At 39.9% G+C, this 20,432-nt stretch carries 38 protein-coding genes; all 38 read left to right on the plus strand.

Going from position 1 to position 20,432, the window contains the following annotated elements:
- Positions 1–36: 36 nt before the first annotated feature.
- The 38 genes from AB1K80_RS09340 to AB1K80_RS09525 all read left to right on the plus strand — a co-directional run bounded on the left by AB1K80_RS09340 (position 37) and on the right by AB1K80_RS09525 (position 20,423).
- On the plus strand, positions 37–276 hold the full coding sequence (locus AB1K80_RS09340; protein WP_412856346.1) for a helix-turn-helix domain-containing protein: 240 nt from the start codon (positions 37–39) through the stop codon (positions 274–276).
- 11 nt (positions 277–287) lie between these two features.
- A complete protein-coding gene (locus tag AB1K80_RS09345; protein ID WP_412856347.1) occupies positions 288–602 on the plus strand; it encodes a hypothetical protein in 315 nt (104 codons plus the stop codon).
- The gene (locus tag AB1K80_RS09350; protein WP_412856348.1) at positions 599–1,291 is read left to right on the plus strand and encodes a BRO family protein; all 693 of its coding nucleotides are present in this window, start codon (positions 599–601) and stop codon (positions 1,289–1,291) included. Before AB1K80_RS09345 ends, AB1K80_RS09350 begins: the two co-directional genes overlap by 4 nt.
- Positions 1,292–1,354: 63 nt before the next feature.
- Complete coding sequence (locus tag AB1K80_RS09355; protein WP_412856349.1) at positions 1,355–1,924, plus strand: helix-turn-helix domain-containing protein; 570 nt, start codon at positions 1,355–1,357, stop codon at positions 1,922–1,924.
- Positions 1,921–2,199, plus strand: coding sequence for a YqaH family protein (locus tag AB1K80_RS09360; protein ID WP_412856350.1), 279 nt, complete (start codon positions 1,921–1,923; stop codon positions 2,197–2,199). Before AB1K80_RS09355 ends, AB1K80_RS09360 begins: the two co-directional genes overlap by 4 nt.
- Before the next feature lie 206 nt (positions 2,200–2,405).
- Entirely contained in the window at positions 2,406–2,621 is a 216-nt protein-coding gene (locus AB1K80_RS09365; protein ID WP_412856351.1) for a hypothetical protein, read from the plus strand.
- Positions 2,614–2,793, plus strand: a complete 180-nt coding sequence (locus AB1K80_RS09370; protein ID WP_412856352.1) for a hypothetical protein — start codon at positions 2,614–2,616, stop codon at positions 2,791–2,793. The genes AB1K80_RS09365 and AB1K80_RS09370 overlap by 8 nt, the downstream gene beginning before the upstream one ends.
- Positions 2,793–3,686 (plus strand): hypothetical protein, encoded by an 894-nt coding sequence (locus tag AB1K80_RS09375; RefSeq protein ID WP_412856353.1) that lies wholly within the window; start codon positions 2,793–2,795, stop codon positions 3,684–3,686. Before AB1K80_RS09370 ends, AB1K80_RS09375 begins: the two co-directional genes overlap by 1 nt.
- The gene (locus AB1K80_RS09380; protein ID WP_412856354.1) at positions 3,658–4,455 is read left to right on the plus strand and encodes a PD-(D/E)XK nuclease-like domain-containing protein; all 798 of its coding nucleotides are present in this window, start codon (positions 3,658–3,660) and stop codon (positions 4,453–4,455) included. Before AB1K80_RS09375 ends, AB1K80_RS09380 begins: the two co-directional genes overlap by 29 nt.
- Positions 4,456–4,643: 188 nt before the next feature.
- Complete coding sequence (locus AB1K80_RS09385; protein ID WP_412856355.1) at positions 4,644–5,303, plus strand: DnaD domain protein; 660 nt, start codon at positions 4,644–4,646, stop codon at positions 5,301–5,303.
- The gene (locus AB1K80_RS09390; protein ID WP_412856356.1) at positions 5,206–6,135 is read left to right on the plus strand and encodes a DnaA ATPase domain-containing protein; all 930 of its coding nucleotides are present in this window, start codon (positions 5,206–5,208) and stop codon (positions 6,133–6,135) included. The genes AB1K80_RS09385 and AB1K80_RS09390 overlap by 98 nt, the downstream gene beginning before the upstream one ends.
- A gap of 1 nt (position 6,136) precedes the next feature.
- Positions 6,137–6,319: a hypothetical protein gene (locus tag AB1K80_RS09395; RefSeq protein WP_412856357.1), complete on the plus strand. Its 183-nt coding sequence runs from the start codon at positions 6,137–6,139 to the stop codon at positions 6,317–6,319.
- 93 nt (positions 6,320–6,412) lie between these two features.
- Entirely contained in the window at positions 6,413–6,787 is a 375-nt protein-coding gene (locus tag AB1K80_RS09400) for a YopX family protein (protein ID WP_412856358.1), read from the plus strand.
- A gap of 118 nt (positions 6,788–6,905) precedes the next feature.
- Entirely contained in the window at positions 6,906–7,361 is a 456-nt protein-coding gene (locus tag AB1K80_RS09405) for a DUF1064 domain-containing protein (protein ID WP_412856359.1), read from the plus strand.
- A gap of 113 nt (positions 7,362–7,474) precedes the next feature.
- Positions 7,475–7,630, plus strand: a complete 156-nt coding sequence (locus AB1K80_RS09410; protein WP_412856360.1) for a hypothetical protein — start codon at positions 7,475–7,477, stop codon at positions 7,628–7,630.
- A 73-nt stretch (positions 7,631–7,703) separates the two neighbouring features.
- Complete coding sequence (locus tag AB1K80_RS09415) at positions 7,704–7,907, plus strand: XtrA/YqaO family protein (RefSeq protein ID WP_052320734.1); 204 nt, start codon at positions 7,704–7,706, stop codon at positions 7,905–7,907.
- 17 nt (positions 7,908–7,924) lie between these two features.
- Positions 7,925–8,311, plus strand: a complete 387-nt coding sequence (locus tag AB1K80_RS09420) for a hypothetical protein (RefSeq protein WP_412856361.1) — start codon at positions 7,925–7,927, stop codon at positions 8,309–8,311.
- The gene (locus tag AB1K80_RS09425) at positions 8,308–8,559 is read left to right on the plus strand and encodes a hypothetical protein (RefSeq protein ID WP_412856362.1); all 252 of its coding nucleotides are present in this window, start codon (positions 8,308–8,310) and stop codon (positions 8,557–8,559) included. Before AB1K80_RS09420 ends, AB1K80_RS09425 begins: the two co-directional genes overlap by 4 nt.
- Complete coding sequence (locus AB1K80_RS09430; RefSeq protein WP_412856363.1) at positions 8,556–9,413, plus strand: DNA cytosine methyltransferase; 858 nt, start codon at positions 8,556–8,558, stop codon at positions 9,411–9,413. Before AB1K80_RS09425 ends, AB1K80_RS09430 begins: the two co-directional genes overlap by 4 nt.
- A 19-nt stretch (positions 9,414–9,432) precedes the next feature.
- Entirely contained in the window at positions 9,433–9,891 is a 459-nt protein-coding gene (locus AB1K80_RS09435; protein WP_412856364.1) for a hypothetical protein, read from the plus strand.
- A gap of 21 nt (positions 9,892–9,912) precedes the next feature.
- A complete protein-coding gene (locus AB1K80_RS09440) occupies positions 9,913–10,608 on the plus strand; it encodes a dUTP diphosphatase (RefSeq protein WP_412856365.1) in 696 nt (231 codons plus the stop codon).
- Positions 10,608–10,982, plus strand: coding sequence for a hypothetical protein (locus tag AB1K80_RS09445; RefSeq protein WP_412856366.1), 375 nt, complete (start codon positions 10,608–10,610; stop codon positions 10,980–10,982). Before AB1K80_RS09440 ends, AB1K80_RS09445 begins: the two co-directional genes overlap by 1 nt.
- Positions 10,982–11,443 (plus strand): hypothetical protein, encoded by a 462-nt coding sequence (locus tag AB1K80_RS09450; protein WP_412856367.1) that lies wholly within the window; start codon positions 10,982–10,984, stop codon positions 11,441–11,443. Before AB1K80_RS09445 ends, AB1K80_RS09450 begins: the two co-directional genes overlap by 1 nt.
- A complete protein-coding gene (locus tag AB1K80_RS09455) occupies positions 11,436–12,029 on the plus strand; it encodes a hypothetical protein (protein WP_412856368.1) in 594 nt (197 codons plus the stop codon). Before AB1K80_RS09450 ends, AB1K80_RS09455 begins: the two co-directional genes overlap by 8 nt.
- A complete protein-coding gene (locus AB1K80_RS09460; RefSeq protein WP_412856369.1) occupies positions 12,026–12,298 on the plus strand; it encodes a hypothetical protein in 273 nt (90 codons plus the stop codon). Before AB1K80_RS09455 ends, AB1K80_RS09460 begins: the two co-directional genes overlap by 4 nt.
- A gap of 58 nt (positions 12,299–12,356) precedes the next feature.
- A complete protein-coding gene (locus tag AB1K80_RS09465; RefSeq protein ID WP_412856370.1) occupies positions 12,357–12,509 on the plus strand; it encodes a hypothetical protein in 153 nt (50 codons plus the stop codon).
- Complete coding sequence (locus AB1K80_RS09470; protein WP_217609040.1) at positions 12,506–12,688, plus strand: hypothetical protein; 183 nt, start codon at positions 12,506–12,508, stop codon at positions 12,686–12,688. The genes AB1K80_RS09465 and AB1K80_RS09470 overlap by 4 nt, the downstream gene beginning before the upstream one ends.
- A 221-nt stretch (positions 12,689–12,909) precedes the next feature.
- On the plus strand, positions 12,910–13,032 hold the full coding sequence (locus AB1K80_RS09475; RefSeq protein WP_412856371.1) for a hypothetical protein: 123 nt from the start codon (positions 12,910–12,912) through the stop codon (positions 13,030–13,032).
- Between the two features lie 15 nt (positions 13,033–13,047).
- On the plus strand, positions 13,048–13,512 hold the full coding sequence (locus AB1K80_RS09480; protein ID WP_412856372.1) for a hypothetical protein: 465 nt from the start codon (positions 13,048–13,050) through the stop codon (positions 13,510–13,512).
- 155 nt (positions 13,513–13,667) lie between these two features.
- Positions 13,668–14,144 (plus strand): hypothetical protein, encoded by a 477-nt coding sequence (locus AB1K80_RS09485; RefSeq protein WP_412856373.1) that lies wholly within the window; start codon positions 13,668–13,670, stop codon positions 14,142–14,144.
- Positions 14,137–14,592, plus strand: a complete 456-nt coding sequence (locus AB1K80_RS09490) for a hypothetical protein (protein ID WP_412856374.1) — start codon at positions 14,137–14,139, stop codon at positions 14,590–14,592. Before AB1K80_RS09485 ends, AB1K80_RS09490 begins: the two co-directional genes overlap by 8 nt.
- A 178-nt stretch (positions 14,593–14,770) precedes the next feature.
- On the plus strand, positions 14,771–15,499 hold the full coding sequence (gene terS, locus AB1K80_RS09495; RefSeq protein WP_412856375.1) for a phage terminase small subunit: 729 nt from the start codon (positions 14,771–14,773) through the stop codon (positions 15,497–15,499).
- Positions 15,486–16,790, plus strand: a complete 1,305-nt coding sequence (locus AB1K80_RS09500) for a PBSX family phage terminase large subunit (RefSeq protein ID WP_412856376.1) — start codon at positions 15,486–15,488, stop codon at positions 16,788–16,790. The genes terS and AB1K80_RS09500 overlap by 14 nt, the downstream gene beginning before the upstream one ends.
- A gap of 19 nt (positions 16,791–16,809) precedes the next feature.
- Entirely contained in the window at positions 16,810–18,264 is a 1,455-nt protein-coding gene (locus AB1K80_RS09505; RefSeq protein ID WP_412856377.1) for a phage portal protein, read from the plus strand.
- Positions 18,251–19,168: a phage minor head protein gene (locus tag AB1K80_RS09510; protein ID WP_412856378.1), complete on the plus strand. Its 918-nt coding sequence runs from the start codon at positions 18,251–18,253 to the stop codon at positions 19,166–19,168. Before AB1K80_RS09505 ends, AB1K80_RS09510 begins: the two co-directional genes overlap by 14 nt.
- 1 nt (position 19,169) lies before the next feature.
- Entirely contained in the window at positions 19,170–19,331 is a 162-nt protein-coding gene (locus tag AB1K80_RS09515; protein ID WP_412856379.1) for a hypothetical protein, read from the plus strand.
- 3 nt (positions 19,332–19,334) lie between these two features.
- Positions 19,335–19,601 carry a hypothetical protein gene (locus AB1K80_RS09520; RefSeq protein WP_412856380.1) on the plus strand — a complete coding sequence of 89 codons (267 nt, stop codon included), beginning with the start codon at positions 19,335–19,337 and terminating at the stop codon, positions 19,599–19,601.
- Positions 19,602–19,757: 156 nt separating this feature from the next.
- Entirely contained in the window at positions 19,758–20,423 is a 666-nt protein-coding gene (locus tag AB1K80_RS09525; protein WP_412856381.1) for a phage scaffolding protein, read from the plus strand.
- The last annotated feature ends 9 nt before the right edge of the window (positions 20,424–20,432 follow it).

Here is a 20,432-nt window from a genome sequence, read left to right on the forward strand (position 1 = left end):
AAGTTCTTCAATTCGTATACAAGGGGGTGCATCTATATGAAAGTAAACGAAAAGTTACGCAACATTCGTAAATCAAAGGGAATCACGCAAAAATTTGTAGCGAAAGAACTTAATGTTCCTATTGCTACCTACAACTCATATGAACTTGGCAGACGAAAGATTCATGTTGAATTGTTAAAAGATATTGCCGGTGTGTTAGACGAGCCAATTCAAAATTTTTTTGAGAATAAAATATACGATTCGAAGAATTTTGATGAAAAACCAAACACCGCATAGGAGGTAAAAAAATGTTCACGATGCAGTATGACGAAAAATTCATTGATGCTGTTGCCAACAAGATTGCCGATCGTGCAACAGAAATTTTGACTGAAAGACTATCATCGCTCAACGATCTTCCAAAGATCCTCACAAGAGAGGAAGCAATGAAGGTTTTACGATGCGGCCCAACTAAAATGGCTGAATTAATGGCTAGACCTGATTTCCCTGTGAACCATGAGTTTGGGAAAAAGATTCCTACCGCCATGTTATTTAAATGGATTGAGAACAACACAAGATGGGTTGAAGACAACACCAAGTATTTCAAGAAAGGAGTCATAGCATGAACGATTTACAACAGATTTTCAATTATCAAGATCATGAAATTCGAACCGTTTTAATAGATGGACAACCTTGGTTTGTTGCCAAAGACTTGTGCGAAGTCTTGGAAATCAAAAACAATCGTGATGCCCTTTCCCGACTTGATGAAGATGAAAAGGGAGTAGTTTTAACCGACACCCTTGGTGGAGCGCAAGAATTAGCAGCAGTAAATGAGCCGGGTCTATACGCTCTCATTTTAAGTAGCCGTAAACCAGAAGCGAAACAGTTCAAGCGTTGGATCACTCATGATGTCATTCCAACTATCAGGCAAACCGGCCAATATGGTGGACCAAAAGCTTTAACTGAAAGAGAGCAGAGAATAGAGTCTCTTAAACTCTTGTTAGAAACGTCACAACGACAGGATGAAATGTCTAAAAAAATCAGCACTCATGAAAAGAAAATCCTTGAATTGAACACCAAAGTGGATGAGCAGATCACACTTGATCATGGTGAACAAAGACGGGTTCAAAAAGCTGTCGCTACAAGGATTTACAGTTTCACGGATGACAAAAACGAGAGAAATCGACTTTTCAAAGAGCTGTATCGAGAGATTAAAGATCGCTTCGGTGTTTCAAGTTACAAAGATGTAAAACGCAAAGACATGCAAGTTGCTGTGAATTACATCGTTAACTGGGTGCCGCGCAGGGTTTCGTAGATCCTGCCTGTCCCTTCATTAATATTTTAACAACAAAAACTGAATAAAAAAGGATGAGAACAAATGGCGAACAGCCCTTATAATGTTGCCAATTTATGTAAGTGGATGCATATGAAGCGGAAGGAAATAGGTCTTTCACAATACTCAATGGGTCAACTACTTGGCGGGAGGGATCAGAAGTATGTTTCAAACATTGAAAACGGAATTGCGCCACTTACTCCTGAAATATGTATCCGGTGGTTTGAGATTTGCGGTGCCTATGAACATATTGATCTTGTACATTTCATATTCAAGCTTCACCCAATGGCAGCCGCACCAATTGATCCCGCCCTGAATAATTGTGCTCACAAAGCTTTGATTAATCTAGTTCAGGAAATGAAAGATGCACACAAGGCTACCAATGATCTTGCTGAATGGCTGAACAACACCCGCCCAGGAAAACATGAAGAGCTTCCAATGCAGGCAATCAAACAAATATACGATCTGACACAAGCAAACAAAACACTCATGTATTCAATGGCGCGAGAGTTTGGTTTGAAAATAACTGATCTGACTGAAAAATGGTCGAAAAAAGCTATTGTTGCAGAGGTAGCAATGCATAAACGACAGGAAAGGGAGACAGTTCTGGCATGATTGAAAAACAATTCTTTAGTGAAGATATTCCATTGGCCAAATCAAAAATTGAAAGCGTAAGAGAGCTTTTATACCTTACACACCAAGCACTTAAAGATGGCGATTATGAAGAAATGGCAAGCATGGCTGGAAGCATTAGAAATATCAGCGAGGATCTTGTGCGAATGAATAACAAGGGTCTTTTAATTAAAGCAGCTGAGGCAATACAGAAAAAACATGGTGTACGGCTTGAGGTTGTCACACGAACTGAAAGGACTGAAATCATTGAATATTGAGCATCCGATGGTAACGCAGATTAATAGCTTTGGTTATCCGAAAAGTCATTGGAAAGATGAAGTGGAGCGCGATGGTTATGAAGAGGAAGACGATGAAGACAAATAAAAAAACCCGCTTGGCATAGCGAGTTTTAAGGTGTACTGCTTCTGATTGGTTACAGACAGTATACCAAATATTTCACAAAAAAACAATGGAGGTATACATGATGATCAAATTATCAATTAAACGAAATGAGCTAGAAATAAACCTTGAGGCGGATGAACTGAACGAAGAAGAAACAATCACCGTAATGGCTGGAGTGGCAGGGATTATAACAGTTTCTGAATCTATTAAAAGTAAGGATGGGAACAGCTTCGCCGAATTCGATGCTATCGTCAAAGCACTTACTTCATCAAATGAAGAAGGTGATTCAAATGAGTAAATATCAAATCAGCTTCGACCACAGAAGAGAAGCGCAGGAGCGTTTGGAACAGGCAGGCGGATGGATCGACTACAAAAAAGGGCTAGCGGTGTTCTGTTTTCCGAGTGCTCAAGCAAAACAGAAATACATCCAGTTAGGACAGGCAGCATATCGCAGAAAGGTGGAAATGTAATGAATGGTTTAACCAATATTGATTACTCGAATTATTTGCCTCAAGCAAATACAGCACCTTCCGTCACAACAGAAGCAATGGTAAGCAGGCAGGCACAAGAGGTTCAAGCGGCGATGGTGATAGCGAAAAAATTTCCAAGAGACGTCTATGCTGCGTTTGAAAGAATTAAGAAAGCATGTGAAAGAAAGCTGTTGGCCGAGAGTGCCGTTTACGAATACCCAAGAGGCGGATCAAAGGTTTCAGGCCCCTCCATTCGTCTTGCGGAGGCACTAGCACAGAACTGGGGGAACATTGATTACGGAATCATGGAACTCGAACAAAAAGCCGGTGAATCGTCAGTGATGGCATATGCATGGGATCTTGAAACAAACACTCGTCAAACAAAAATTTTCACAGTTAAGCATGAGCGAAAGGCAAATGGAAAAATAAATAAACTTAATGATCCGAGAGATATTTATGAGCTTGTGGCTAATCAGGGCGCCCGCCGTGTCCGTGCTTGCATTCTCGGTGTTATACCAGGAGACATTGTTGATGCCGCAGTCGATATGTGCCAAAAAACGTTGATTAGTGGACATATAGAGCCATTGGAAGATCGACTCAGAAATGCTTTCTCTTTGTTTAAAAAAGAGTTTGGTGTCACTAAAGAAATGATTGAGGAATATGTCGGCAGTAATGTTGATGCTTTCACTGAACAAGACTTTTTGAAAATCGGAAGAATTTACACATCTTTACGCGATGGTATGGCAAAAAAGGAAGATTACTTCAATGTCAAAGTCAGCAGCGCCACCAAGTCAAAGGCAGAAGAAGAGTTCCAAAAACAAAAGGAACAAAAAGAAAGCAATAAAAAGGCGGGTGATCCTGTAAATGGGGATTCCGGTGATCAATCAAGATAACTATTACTCTAATGAGATTGATAAGGTCTACATGTCTAATTCTCAATATAAAAGTTTCTTAGAGTGTGAGGCGGCTACAATTGCAAAGATTAACGGAGAATGGCAGCCGCCGTCCTCCGAGGCTCTTCTCTTCGGCCAATATGTCCATGCATGGTTAGAAGGTGAAAAGGCATTCGATTCTTTCAAGATGAATACACCATCATTATTTACTCAAAAGGGCCAGCTGTACAAGCAATATCAATTGGCTGATCTCATGATTGAATCAATTCAAAATGATGATCTGTGTATGTTTGTTCTTCAAGGAGAAAAGGAAGTCATCGTAACTGCTGAATTGTTCGGTGTTCCGTGGAAAGGAAAACTCGATGTGTACAATCCCGCAGGTGGACGCTTTGCTGATCTTAAAACAACACGTTCCCTTCGTGAAAAAGTTTGGGATCAAGAACTAGGATATTGTTCATTTGTAGAGGCTTACGGATATATAGGACAAATGGCAATTTATGCAGAGTTAGAAAGGCAAATGTCTAAAAGGAATGAATGGCTTGAGCCTCTTATCGTTGCCATTTCAAAAGAAAATCCACCAGACAAAGCCGTTATCAATATAGACAATTCCAGAATGGAAGTCGAGCTTGAAGATATTGAGAAGCATATGGAGCGAATCATTCAAGTGAAACATGGCGGTGAGCCACCAAATCGGTGTGAAAGATGTAAGTATTGTCGTTCCACAAATCAACTGAACAGGATCATTCATTTTTCGGAGTTGATTAGTTGATGGAAAAGGATTTTTTCATAAAGGTCCCTATTCCTTATGCTTACTTGTCTTTATCGGAATCAAGCAAAGATCAAGCCAGTTTGTTTAGGTCATATGTAAAAGGCTTCATAGAGAGAAACGAAACTGGGCTTACTTATATCAAAATTAGCGGTATGTATGCCCTATGTAAGTTGAAAGGGCGTGAATAGATGAACTACCTAAAAGAAATAAACGGCTTCATGCGATGGCTTGAAACATCACCATTGAAGCCAGCCACTCAAGCAATGTGGTTTCATCTGATGGATTTAAACAACGGCTGCGGATGGAAAGATTGGTTCACGGTGCCAAACAGTCGTCTTTATTCGCGGTTAGGAGTCAGTGAAAAGACTATGATCGAGCATCGGAAAACCTTGATAGAACATGGTCGTATCGAATACAAGCCTAGAGGTACAGCAGCGGGCAGTTATCGCATCATCAGTTTAGAAAATACATCAAGCATTGCCCCTGTACCTGATGAAGAACCTGAAAAGCCAAAAAAGGAAAAAACAACACGACAGGAGGACAAGCCAATGAACCCATTTGAATTTTTCGAGAGTCATTTTGGAGGAACATTAAACTCCTTCAATGCTGATAAAATCGGTCAATTCATTGATGACCACGGGGAAGAAAAAGTTTTGCAGATCATGAAAGAAGCCGTTCAGAAGGATAGAAAATCAATCAATTGGGTGTCGGCGGTATTGTACAGACCAATCAACAAAGGAGGCAAGCAGGATGCCAAAGGCAACGCTGGACGAAGTGTTTCAAAGAATGAAGGCAAATCTAAAGTCACGCCAATCTTCGGTACAGGCCGTCACAGAAGAAAAGCATGAATGCAATGAGTGCAAGGACAAGGGAATTATCGTGTATCGGATTCACGAAGACACAGAAAAGCGAATGAAAGATGCAGGCAAACGCTTTGATCTTGCAGCTCATGAAATGGTTCGTGAAGATGATTTTTTAGCTGGTCGTGTGTGTTCTCCTCAAGAAGCAAAGCAATGGAAAACGACTTTTTCGCGCCAATGCCCTTGTGTTGCTGAAAGGGCAGCACGAAAAAAGCAAATAAAGCTGATGAGTGCCAGCAATATTTCAGATGGGTTCAGGAAACTAACTTTTAAAAACTTCTTACTTGAAAATAAGTCGGATGAGATTAAAGAACTGTATGACTGTGCCTTTGAATATGCTCAAAAATTTAAGGAGATCAGAGACACGAGACAAAACAGCATTGCCCTACTTGGTCAGTCAGGTGTAGGGAAAACACATCTCCTCACAAGCATTTCAAATGGATTCATAGAACGATTTAAATTGTCTGTTATGTATTTCCCTTATCTGGAGGGGATGACCGATTTACGAAAAGATTTTGATGAATTAGCAGCCAAGTTGGAGCTTTTAAAAAACGTAGATGTTTTGTTCATTGATGACCTATTCAAACCCAAAGCTGGTGCCCCTCAAGTGACACCGTGGCAGTTCACACAGATACAAGAGATCGTCAACTTCCGTTATTTGAATTACAAGCCGATCATGGTTTCATCTGAACTTGATTTAAACCAGCTCTTGGAGATTGATGAAGCATTTGCAACAAGAATCTATGAAATGGCAAAAGATTACACGGTCACTATTGAAAAGAATATAAAGCTGAATCATCGGCTAGAAGGAGCGGTTTAAAATGTGCAACACATGTAACGGCAAGAAAGTCATCATCAACACATACGGAGAAAACACATATATGGCGGGGTTTCACCCATGTCCAACATGTAACAATACAGGCAAGCGAAGTCTTCAAGGGTTTATTGACTTGGTAAATGAGAAGTTGGCCGAAGCTGAAGCACTAGAAGTGAAGACAGCATGAAGGCAATAGCAGCACTAATCACTATCGCTGTTACTGCTAGATTCAGAGAAAAGAAGGTCCTGCAATGGCTGCGGGATGACGGGAGGTAAGGGAATGCGAGAAATCAAGTTTAGAGGTAGTCCTATTGAAGATTACGCTGATCTTAAATGGTTTGAGGGAGGCATCTACTTAAATCAAGATGATCGACTTGCGTATATTAACACTGATTATAGCGGAGTTGTACCAGTACATTGGGATTCTGTGGGGCAATTCACCGGATTGAAAGATCGTAATGGTGTTGAGATTTATGAGGGAGATATTTATCACCAAGGAGATCCTGAAATCATTTACTTAGTCGTTTGGCATGATACTGGATTGCAAGGTAAACAGATTAGAAGTAGCAACTATGCGGGATTAAGTTATTGGAAAGACAGAATCGAAGTCATCGGCAACATTTATGAAAACCCGGAGCTATTAACAGAAAAATAATGGATCCTAGCATCACGAAATTACTAAAACGAACTGACCTAACTGAAACAGAAAAAGAAAAGCTCGTTGCCGAACTGAAAAAGCACTTCCAGCAACGGAAAGCGAGGATCAACAAACCATGTCCAATAAATACGGCGCACGTAAAACGGTAGTAGATGGCATCACCTTCGACAGTAAAGCCGAAGCCAAATACTATGAGCAGCTTAAATGGCTCAAGAAAGCCAAGCAGATAAAAGACTTTTCATTACAACCACGCTTTGTATTGCAAGAAGCATTCAAAAAGAACGACAAGACTTTTCGGAAGATTGAATATATTGCAGATTTCGAGATCACTAACCTTGATGGATCAAAAGAAGTAATTGATATCAAAGGCATGGAAACAAAGGAATTTGCCATCAAACGTAAGCTGTATGAACACAAATTTGATACGCCCCTAAAGGTTATCGCCTTTGATCGTTCGCTAGGTTTCATCGAGCTGGACAAACTCAAAAAACTGAAAAGAAAGGCGGGGAAATCCACTGTTAAACGTGCTAATAGCAGACGATCGTCCGTTGTGGGTGCAAGAGGAAGATAAGATTATGGCCTGTATGACACGTTGTAGAAAGTATAAGCATTGTGCCAGTCGTTTTGGTTCAGATTGTAAACGAATGGGCGGCGAAGAGATACCGAAGATCGGAGGGAAAAGACATGAGTGGAAAGACTAACAATCCATACACAGCTGGGCCAGTCATCGAGTGGAAGATGACAAAAGAAGAGCTAGAGGCATATCTAGCGAAGCACCCGATTGTGTATAGAGAAGAACTAAAACCGTCACCATCATACCAATTGGATAAATGGGCATAAAAAAACACCGAAGCCGTAGCTCCAGTGCTAATTAAATCTGACACTTTAATTATATCACATGGGGGCGGAGCGGATGAACCAACCAACAGAAATAAAAGATTTTGCTACAACTATTGATCAGAATTTAGAACCTGGGAAGGTCCGCATAATTGTAATTGACGGCAACGAAGGAACCGCCCATATTACTGACGCACCTGAACATGGAAAAACAATCATTCAAACTGCTAAAGGTCACTTTGCAAGAGTTGACCATGAAATAGGATACAAGATCAAATAATCGGAGGTTGAAAGATTATGAATCAGAAACTCAAAAAAGGCGACATGGTCGTTATGCATACATGCATTGAAGCGATATTGAGCGAAGGTAGAGTGTGGAAATGTGCAGATGATGAATTTAATCCAAGCGCACCTGCTGTTTTTCTAGAAGGTTTTTCAGGACACTTCGCCGCTGAATTTCTTCAAAAAGTGGACGTGCCAGCCATTGAAACAGAAATGGGCCTATACAACGAGATTCAGCGCTTAAAGCAAGAATTGAGAATCTCAAACAAAAAGAACGAACAGTATTTAAACGAGTGGAAAAAGGCTGAAACACAGGCGAACAGAGCAACTGAACAACTGGCCGATGTCACCATTGAATTGAAAAATTTACAGCGATCATTGCTAATGGAGGCGGGCAAATGATGAGTATACCAAAACACGTTGAACTGTCACAGGCCGTTAAAGCTTGCAAACATCAAGCGATTACAATTGAGGACATTGCTGTATATCTTGAAGTGCCGGAAAACGATGTGCCAATGCTGGTACGGGAAAGCAATGATCTTGTGATCGAGGGTAACGTGGTCATGGCAAAGCGTGCGCCACACTGGCCTGAAATCTTTATCATAGTCGTGTTCATTGGGATATTTATTGTTGCTGGGTTGATGCAATGAGAAGTATAGAGCTATTTGCAGGAATCGGAGGAATTGCGCTTGCTGCAGAATGGGCGGGCATTGAGACTGTCGCTTTCTGTGAGAGAGAACCTTATTGTCAAAAGCTATTGAATCAAAATTTTCCTGATGTTCCTGTCTTTGATGATGTATGTACCTTGAATAGACAACTTTTAGAAGATGAAGGAGTGATTGAACCTAATGGAACAATTGACATTATTTCAGGAGGATTCCCTTGCCAGCCTTACAGTATTGCCGGGAAGAAAAGAGGCACGGAAGATGACCGCGACCTCTGGCCAGAAATGTTTAGGATCATCAAAGAACTTAGACCCACTTGGGTTGTTGGTGAAAACGTTGCTAACTTCGCAAATATGGAACTCGAACGCACGTTACTTGACTTGGAAAGTGAAGGTTACAAAGTCGAAACGTTACTTGTACCGGCTGTCGCCGTCGATGCCCCGCACGAAAGAATGCGGACCTTCGTTGTGGCCCACTCCGAACGCCTGGGATGGGAAAAGAGGACCTCTAACGAAAGAAAGAGCAGAATCAGGAAACCATCAGATCTCTTTGGTAACTGCGGTGAAACTGTGGTTGACACCACTAGCGAGCGATGCAACCAAATGGAACAACATGACGGCGGAGGAAAGAAGAGAGAAGAAACAGTTCGCGAGGATTGGAAATGCAGTGTCAAGCCTAGAGGGGATGAGAGTAGGTGGGCAGCTGAACCCAACGTGGGTAGAGTGGCTCATGGGGTTCCCAATCGGGTGGACAGAATTAAAGGATTAGGAAACGCCGTTGTACCACAACAAATTTACCCAATCTTTAAAGCGATTGTGGATATATCAAATAGAGCCTAGCGGCTTAGGAGGAAACGGTATGAGTGAACATGTGTTAAAGGAATTTGAAACGCTTAGGGAAGCGGTTGAATTTATAAAAGACGAACTGAAAAAAACTGATGCTGAAAGAACAGAAGCAAGAGAAATCTCATTGAAAATTAATCCTGGTAGAGTATTAGAATCTATGGAGGAAGATAACTGGAACGATGAATTGTTTTTATTGTATTCGATTGATGACGGTCCTTTCTTCGTTTTTGGATCAGATTATGATATAGAACATTGGCTAGAAAGTGATGCTTGGGACAATTGGGGCTTGTGGGAACGTGACGATATTGAAGGATCACTCAATGAGGATGTAATGGTATGGAAGTTTCATAGAGATATTTGCAAGGAAAAATGGGAGATCCTTTACAGAAATTCAAAACCATTTATAAACGGCTGGTCAAGACAACGTAAAGAAATTGGATTTGAAGCAGTTCCATCATTCTCATTAAATTAAATTGAAAAGGGGCCAACTAAAATGAATCTTGAAAAAATGTTCGAAATGCAAGCGGAGTTAGATGATCGAATCATCCGAGAAAAAGGACTGGAAGGTCAAGACCTGCTGCCTAACACATATGTAGCACTCGTCACCGAACTAGGTGAATTTGCGAATGAAGGACGCTGGTTCAAGCATTGGAGTAATAAGAAAGAACCCAAAAGATTATTAACCACTGCTGGTGTAACACTGGAAAATGCTATTCACTTTAGATGCGAAAGTGATGATTGCGGTGAATATTCGAACAGAGAAGACTTTGAAAATTTGTTTGAGCCTGATTATGATGAGTGCCCTATTTGCAAAGCTGGAGGCGTGACAGCTTATCGTGAAGTTGAGCCTTTGCTAGAAGAATACTCGGACTGCATTCACTTCTTCTTATCAATTGCGATTAAAAAGGGATGGAAAGAAGAGTTAAGTGTATCAGAAGCGGCGATTGAGGAGTTCAAAGAAGAAGGGTTTGAAGGTGGACTTTCGGGATTGTACTTGGAAATGCAATGGAGCTTATTGAATTCTCGAATGTTCAAGGAGGAAGAAAAGAAAAAAGAACACTTCCGTGTAGCTTGGGGTTTGTTCTTGGCAATTGGAATCGTTGGTTTCGGCTTCACAGCTGAACAAATAGAACAAGCATACATGGACAAGAACGCCGTCAATCATAAGCGGCAGCAGGAGGGTTACTGATGACATACTTATTATTTTTGATTGACGACAGACTTGTAATTGATTTAAGAGAAACAGATAAAGATGGGTTGATTAAAGGTTATACAGGCAAGCCGGAATACTTTGAATCAAATGATGCATTTTATCAAAATTTAATCGGTTCAGTTAATTTAACCGACGAACAACTTATAAAGATTGGACTTGAGTATATAAACGGTGGCTTGTGCCATTACTGCGGAGAATCAGCAAACAAAGTACGTCCATCACCTTTTATGGGTGACATCTCAAGCATGTGTAAAGGATGCTGGGACGCGACAAGGCAGGAGTATGCAGCATCACATGATGAGCATATAGGGGAGTTTGAAGATTACCCTCACTGGAAGGAACAGGCCTAATGGATATTGTCATCAGATACGTTTTTAAGCACCGTGCAACTGGAAACATTGAAATCAAAATATATTCAATCAGCCAAATAGAAGAACGGTCAGTACAAAAGCTGTCGCCATGCTTCGATGAAACACAATACGAATTGATCTCTCGTGATCTGTGTGCAGATGAAGAGAAAGATGTCTTTGTAGGTGATTTAATCAAAGTTTCCCATTTTCTTGGTGACTATGTAGCGGTTGTGAAATTCGGAAAGTATGAACAGGATGGAAGCGGCAATGAGTACGAACCTTCAAAATGTGTAGGTTTTTATGCGGAAGCGGTAAACCCAAAAGCCACTGATGAAGACGGATTTGAAGTTGTACCTGACTATCTTGTTCAAAACTCAATGATTGAGCTTGATTACTATCAACGCATCGGAAATATCTATCAAAATACTGATCTTCTAAAGGAGGAAGCAGCTAATGGCTAAAACCGATCTAACATTAGAACTCGAAGATCAAATCCACTTGAAAACTTATAAAAACGGGGGCATGAAAAGCGAGTTCGGTTTGTTCGAGGTGACTATTGGTTTTAATGATGGCAGACCAGGTTATGAGCGAATTGATTACCTTACCTACGATACAAAGGGCATATGGAGAGCATTCGAGATCAAAGTGTCTCTTTCAGATTTTCGATCCAGTGCCAAAAAAAGCTTTGTCGGTCATTACAACTATTATGTGATCACAAAGGAGCTTTACGAAAAGGTAAAAGGCGAAATCCCTAATCATATTGGCGTTTACATCGGTTCTAATTGTGTAAAAAGAGCAAAACGCCAAGAGCTTACAGTAGATGATGATGTTCTAAAAGAGGCGTTCATGCGTGCAGGTGCTAGAGATGCTGACAAGCTGTATAGAGGTAATAGTCCTATGCAGCTTATGGAGGCTGAACGAAAAATGAAAAATATCAAAAGACAAAAGGATATAGCTCGTCAAGAACTGATAGAACTACAAGATAAACTCCGTAAGCGCTTCGGACGAAAATGGGAAGATGAGCTAGATAAGGAGGAAGCACAATGAAAACTAAAAAAATCAAACTAGAAATAGAAGAGATAATAAAATACCACCGCAGCATGATCATTGAGGTTCCAGAAGATTTTCCGAAAGATGTCTTAGATGATGTTCTTGATGAGGTTGAAAAGACAGCATCGAGTGGACTAGATGTGTCATATGCTCTTGAAAAGATTGAAGGGTTAAAGGTGTTGGAGCATGCAGATGATGACCTAAGAAGTCCGCACAGTGCAGAAATAGAGATATATGAAATGAGCGAAATGAGGGATGACAAATGAAAAAACTACTAATCACACTAACTATTTTTGCGGCTTATCTCAAGGAGGTAAATGTGGAATGAAAATCAAATTTGATAGATCAGAACTAGCGGCCATCAAGGACAACATTCTCTTTACAGAAATGAACGGGCACGATCTAAATGAAATCGAAAAAGGGATCTTAGCAAAGGTTGAAGCTGCTATGTATCCACAAGCGGAGGTAGCGGAATGACAGCAGAAGACTTGCACAGCTACTATTGCGAGGATTGCGAAGAGTGGACATATCTTGAAACATTAGAGCATCCGGGTGAGGTCCATTGTGCATATTGTGGGGTTGCTGATGTTAATATCAGCCCAGCCGATTATGAAAAACTCAAAGAATGGGTGAAGATATGTAATGAATCAGTATAGAGTGTATGACAACAGAACGGATGAAACACTGTTAAAATCTTCTAAACTGGATTGTATCTTTTTCATCCAATGTAACTATGACGAGGATGACGATGATTTTGAACACATTTTTTTAGAGCCAATTAAATAAGTCCAAGACGGAGAGCCTGCGGACACTGATCAACACCTTTTATGGGTGCTGGTTGGTGTCCGTTTTTTATTTGTCGGAAAGGAGAAGCACCATGAAAAAAGATAAACCGAAAAAACGACCGCAGGAGCTTACAGAAAGAGAGATACGTGAACTCATGGGGCAAAACATGCAAAGGCTGAAAAGAGCCAAAGGCGGGGCATACAAGCGTAAATAATGGGAGGGAATATAGATGACAGATCAAATGATTGCTTGGCAGGTAGAAGAATGGATTAGAGACTATGAATTTATGCTACGAGAGATCGACAGGCTCACAAGACTCCTGAATCGCGTTGAATTTACTGGAGGACAAAAACTAACGGCAACATACGGTGATGAAGCTGCAATGCCTAAAGGATCAGCAGGAATAAGCCAAGCTGAACTAAGACATCTTGACCGCAGAGAAAAGCGACTACTCAAATACCAAACTATTGTTATTTTCCTTAATAGTGCTTGGGACAATATGCAAGAAGAAAGACATCTTATCGTGTATGACTGCATGATGACTGGTATGAGTTACACCGCTATATCTGATCATCTTGAATGCTCAAGAGACACAATTAGAAAAATCAAAACTGAAATAATCGGCAACATCGTCAAAGAAGTCAAGAAAGTCAATTTTCTTCAACATTTGAAATCACTTAAAACCGCAGTGTAAACTTGAAGGCAGGACGGGGAGGCATAATTTCCCGCGTCACCACAAATTAATATATTTTCTCTTGCTCTTACGAGCTTGGGATTCGTTCGACAAATTTTGCATTTACCTCAACATTATCATTCATTTCCGATATTAATGTCGAGGAGTGAATGAAATTGAGTAAAAAGAAGAAAACCACTACTAATAATAAGCAAAAGAACGAACAATTAAAAGAATTAGAAGATGTGATCTACACATATCAAGAGAAAGACTTAATTTCTTATTTTAAAAAGATATTCATATATGGTAATAAGAAAGAGCATTATCAAAAGAACTTGTCTTTACTTCGCAGTCTAGATATGGATTCCATAGATTTTGCAATTGCTAGATTTACACATATGGATAATAGTTTAGATCCTGTTAGAAGAAATTTAATGGCAGTGATTCCTTTATTCGTTGCATATCTTACGGCTGTAATAAATGTTAATGTAATTAAATGGTTAGGCTTTTTGTTTGTTACCATATCGGTTCTAGTTGTATTAATGCAATTAAATAAAGACAGGAAGAATAGAATTATTACAGGTTACATGTTAAAAACATTTGAGCAAGTAAAGGCGAGAAAAGAGAAATTAGAGGAGAATATCAGTGAGTGATTTTAATAAATTATTTGGACAGTCAATTTTTCCGAAAAACAAATTTGCTTTAGATCTTCCTAAACCTGATTTAAGTCACATGGAAAAGGTTAGGGATCAACTAGTTTTACAAAATCAACAGAGGGAAGAAAAAGAAAAACAACAAGAGAGAGATGAGAAAGAGTATAGGGAACAAATGCTACTTCTGCTCGCTGGAATTGAAAAAAATACAGCAATATTAAAAGAAATTTCATTCCTTGTAAGGGAAAATAACAGTAAGCAGGAAGAGACTTTTGCTCTTCTTGTAGAAATGCTAGAAGTATTAAAAAGTACCAACCAAGAAGAAGCTTTAAGTAAATATAGAAAGATAATGAATAAGATCAGTAACTTTAACGGAGATACTGAAACGGTTAAAACGCTTTATAATGTTGGTTCAACAATATACAGTATGGTGAACACTCTAGTATAAATAAAGAAAATTCACTAGCTTAGCATCCTTACGGGTGCTTTTTTTGTTCCCTGTAAACTGCTTCCGGTGAAGAATCTCTATAAAAAGTATCGGCTTAAAGTTAGAGTGCGGCGGCAGTTTAGAGGAAATAAAAATCCCAAAACAACACGAATCATAAGGAGGCGGCAGGTGAATGTAGATGGAATCCAAGCACATTCAGGCGGAGAAAGATTACGTCAAAGGCATGAAATACAAGGACCTTGCCGAGAAATACGGGGTGTCGATCAACACCATAAAATCATGGAAAAAGCGGCATGGTTGGGAAAGGAAAAAGGGTGCACCCAAAGAAAAAAGTGTGCACACAAAAAAAGGTGGGCAACCTGGGAACAAAAACGCTGTAGGGAATAGCGGCGGTGCTCCTGCAAGAAACCAAAACGCAAAGACACATGGCTTTTACTCAAAGCACATGCCAGCTGAAGCGTTTGAGATCATGCAAGACATTCAGGAGTTTTCACCCGCTGATCTACTTTGGGAACAAATACAAATTCAATTTACAGCAATCGTAAGAGCACAAAAGATCATGTTTGTTGAAAGCAAAGACGAAATGATCAAAGAGTTGAAAAAAGCAAAGTACCTTTATCTCGAAGGTGACCTTGATGAAAAAGAAGTCGAGGAAGAGGAATACGAATTTCAGTTTGCATGGGATCGTCATGCTACTTTTCTAAATGCTCAATCAAGAGCGATGGGAGAGCTAAGAAGCTTGATAAAACAGTTTGACAACATAGCCCATGAGACAGACGAAAGGCGTCTTAAACTGGAGCAGATGCGTTTGAATATTGATAAAACAAAAGCCGAAGTCGAGAAACTGGAATTGGGTGATGTTGATCTAGTTCACATTGTTGATGATATAGGTGATGGCAATGGTTAGAATATCGGAAGTATTGGCACCAGCATTTCATGAGTTTTGGAGATATAGGAGAGCAAAAGAGCAACTTCATTATGTTCTAAAGGGTGGGCGTGCTTCTGGTAAATCGTACAGTGTGGGTCTTGGTGTGGTAACGGACATCATCGAATACCCTGTTTCTGCTCTAGTGCTTCGAAAAGTACAGAATACACTTGTTAAATCTGTTTTCGCACAGATAAAGCAAGCCACGGTTACTCTAGGCGTTTCACACTTGTTTAAGTTTGTTCCTTCTCGATTGGAGATCACATACAAGCCGAGAGGGAACAAGATTTACTTTGCTGGTGCTGATGATCCTGACAAACTCAAATCAATCAAAGATGCTGACTTCCCAATAGGTGTCATGTGGATAGAAGAGCTTGCAGAATTTAAGTCAGATGAAGAAATAAGCACCATTATGAACTCGGTTCTACGTGAAGAGCTAACACACAAAATAAAGCCGGATAATCCGCGCAAAAGATCAGGGAAATTCGATTATACGTTCTATTACACTTACAACCCGCCGAAAAGAAAACAAAATTGGGTTAACAAGAAGTATGAAACATCATTCCTTGCTGATAACACGTATATTCATCATTCAACATACCTAGACAACCCTCATCTATCAAAAGCATTTATCACGGAGGCAGAGAACACTAAAGCCAAAAATGAAAAAAAGTATAGATGGGAATATCTTGGTGAAGCAATCGGAACTGGAGTTGTACCATTTGATAATCTTCATATCAAGAAAGGCTGCATCACTCAAGATATGGTGATGGCTTTTGATAATATTCGACAAGGTGTTGACTTCGGTTATGGTCCAGATCCACTTGCTTTTGTCAGATGGCATTATGACAAGAAAAGAAACAAGGCTTATGCAATTGATGAATTATATGATCACAAGATTTCAAATAGAGAATTGGCGAAGTGGATTAAAACAAAAGGCTATGAAAGCAATGAGATAACAGCTGATAGTGCCGAGCCTAAGAGCATTGACGAGTTGAGAATGGAACACGGCATTAGAAGGGTTTCAGGAGCAAAAAAGGGGCCTGACTCGGTTCAATATGGTGAGGAATGGCTTGGTGATTTAGATGAAATAGTCATTGATCCATTGAGAACACCAAATCTAGCCCGTGAATTTGAGAACATTGATTATCAAACAGATAAAGACGGCAACCCTAAACCACGCCTTGAGGATAAAGAAAATCACTCTATTGATGCGACTCGATACGCATTTGAGCATGACATGAAACAATCTGGCGTAAGGGTGCTTACTTGATTAGAAAGGGGGAATGACCATGTACCCAACATCACCAACACACACAGAAGAGTTGATAAAAGTCATCGAAGACAGCGCAGAAACATCTGAAAAACTGCCTGATACAACCATACTTCAAAAGATGATTGATAAACATGCCGGAGAGCGTGACCAAATGCTTGAAGGTGTCGCGTATTATATGAATCAAGCAGACATCAAAAAGCGCAATAGATATTTCTATGAACAAGGTATCAAAAAAATTGATACAGAGAAGCCAAACAACCGCATATCTCACAACTGGCATAAGCTGCTTGTACAACAAAAGGTCCAGTATCTTCTTGGTAAGCCGATCACCTTTAATGCAGAGGACGAGACGTTTCTTTCTGTTGTGAACGAATTTATAGACGAAGATTTTGACGATTGCATGCAAGAATTGCTCAAGAACGCCAGTAATAAGGGTAAGGAGTGGCTTCATCCATTCGTTGATGAAGAAGGTAACTTTGATTATCTTCGGATTCCGGCAGAAGAAGTCATACCGGTTTACGATTCAACCAAAAAACGCAGCCTGCTTTATGCTATTCGTTATTATGATGTTAAAACCATTGATGATAAGATCACCCGCAAAGTGGAATTGTACACAGATGAACAGATTTACTACTACGTTGAAGACAACGGATCTTTAGTTTTAGACTTCGATTATGAAAACAACCCCGAAAGTCATTTCTACGACAAACGAGGGAAAGGGTATGGCTGGGGTAAGGTTCCAATGATCGAGTTTAAGAACAATGAAGAGGGTGTCAGTGACCTTATCTTCTATAAAGACTTGATCGACCAATACAATAACAACATTTCAAATAATGCTAATACGTTTGATGAAATGCAAGACTTGATCTATGTCTTGAAAAACTTCGCAGGGCAAGACTTGAGCGAATTTACAACGAATCTACGTCACTATAAAGCTGTGGAAGTGTCTGGTGAAGGCGGTTTAGAAATGAAGAGCGCTGAAATTCCAATGGATAGCGCAAATTCACATCTGGACAGGCTAGAAGAGAACATCTACCGTTTCGGACAGGGAGTCAACAACAATCCTGATAAAGTGGGGAATTCACCTACTAACGTTGCGATCAAAAATTTATATTCATTATTGGATTTAAAGGCGAATGAAGCAGAACGGAAATTCCGACCAGCTTTAAGCGTCTTTTTTTGGTTTTTCACTGAATACTTAAAGATGACAGGTCAAAAAGAATACGATCACACGCTTTTGCAGATGACGTTTAACCGATCTCGAATGACAAACGAGCTTGAACAGGTTCAAATGTCTAATCAAAGCACCGATTTAAGCCGAGAAACACGTCTTGCAAATCATCCGTGGGTTGATGATGTTGAAGCAGAATTGAAACGTATTGAAGCAGAGGAAGCAGACTACAGAAACAGCATGCCGCCGTTAACTGATATTGAAACAGAATCGGGCGGTGAAGAAGATGAACCAGAATGAGATTGATAAGCTGCTTGATGACATGATCACTGTGGATGCCAAGAAAATAGATGTCGTTTTTGCAAAGCGTTTGAAAGAAATTAATCAACAAATAGCCACTCTTTTTGCAAAGTACAGCAAAGATGGCACTCTTTCGATGGCTGATTTAAATAAATACAATCGTTTCTCAAAAGAAATGGAGCGCATCACAGAGGAATCTGGTAAAGCATTCAAAACGATTATTATCCTTGTAGAAGCGTTGGCAGCTAAACAGTTTCTAGAAAGCTATATGAGGTCAGCTTATCTATATGAGATCGAAGCAGCTGTAAACATGGGATATACGTTACCTACAGCGGCAATGATTCAGCAAGCTATTCTAAATCCGATAGCTGAATTAACCCTTTCGGCTATTTACAAGCGGCATCGTGATGATTATGTCCGTCAAATTCAAATATCCATTGCTCAAGGCATTCAAGCTGGTGAAGATTATGCAAGAATTGCAAAGCGTATTGAAAGAAACACAGAATTTGCACGAAAGAAAGCCCGTGACGTGGCGAGAACCGAAGTTCATAGGGTACAGGTATCAGCAAGAATGGAAAGCGCTGAAAAGGCTTCTAAACATGCCAATTTAGAAAAGGTGTGGAATTCAACGCTTGATCTAAAAACACGGGCAGGTCATAGAAAGCTAGACGGTAAGACTGCTAAAAATGGATTGTTCAAGTCTATTTATGGTGGTGTTGGTCCTGCACCTGGTCACATGAACAATGCCAAAGACGATATAAATTGCCGTTGCACTATCGCTTTTAAGGTAAATGGCAAAATGCCAGACACGAGAAGAGCGAGAAAAGGCGGTTCTGGAGCGGGGGAGGTTATTCCATACCAAACCTATGAAGAGTGGTACAAAACAATAAAAAAGGGTGATTAATATGATGAAAGATGATGGAATCAATTGGCGAGAAAAAGCAATTGATGCAACAGGGAAACTATCAACATATCTCCAAACAATCCGTATTTCAGGTCATTTACATGATGCAAAAATTCGTGAGGCCAAACTTCCAAACATTTTTGATAACGAAAAGGGGAAATAATTCATGAAAGAGAATGAACGTGTTAAATACCTTTTAGATATGCTAAATAGCGTAATTCAATACGGTGATCATGGTACTTATGACGAGATTGTCAGCGAGTTGAAGCAATCGCTATTTACCCATAAAGTGTTTGATACGGAGACTGCTGAAAAAATGGTTGCATTACAAGAAGAGTACAGAGCAAAAGACAATCATTCTAGTCAATTTAATGAATGGGGAAATATTGCTGCTAAACTATCAAACACATTTTCGGCAATAAAAAATAGGTGAACTTTAAAGCTGATTACATATGTGACAGCTTTTTTATTTTGTCCTGAGCATGACATAAAAAGGCTCTTTTTCTCATTCTAAAGGCTTGGAGCCAAACTAAGCGAAAATCCTGCGCGTGAGGTGGACACGCAAAAAAACATCAAAGGAGAGGTTGAAATGAGTTTAAAAGAATTACTTGGTGATGACCTGTTTTCTCAAGTCATTGAAAAAGCTGGAGATCAAAAGATTGATATTGTCAGCAACGGTCAATGGTTCCCGAAAGAGCGATTCGATGCAGTTAACAACGAGAAGAAGGAATTGAAAAGCCAGCTTGACGAGCGAGATCAACAGTTGAGCACACTGCAAAAGCAAGCAAAAGGAAATGAAGAGCTTCAAAACGCAATAGAACAGCTGCAAGAAGAAAATAAAAAGGCGTCTGAGGAATATCAACAAAAACTGGACAAACAAGCTTTTGACTTTGCTCTTGAAAGTGCTTTGCGTGATGCAAAGGCGAAAAACATCAAGGCTGTAAAAGCTAATTTAAACGTTGATGGGCTTAAATTATCTGATGATAAGGTCATTGGTCTTGATGAGCAGTTAAACGCTCTGAAAGAGAGCGACAGCTATCTATTTGTTACAGAGAATGACAATTCCCCAGGTTTAGCTGGAAGACAGCCTCATGGAACAGGGAATTCAGCGGCTAATTTGCCAACAGCTAAAAACCCATTCAGTCAGGACCATTTAAACCTAACTGAGCAGGGTCAAATTTTAAGCAGTGATCCAGAGCAAGCTAAAAAATTAATCATCCAAGCAGGCGGGAATCCTGCAATCTATGGATTATAAAGGAGAATT

It is taken from the genome of Bacillus sp. 179-C3.3 HS (assembly GCF_047229225.1).
GTDB lineage: Bacteria > Bacillota > Bacilli > Bacillales > Bacillaceae > Bacillus.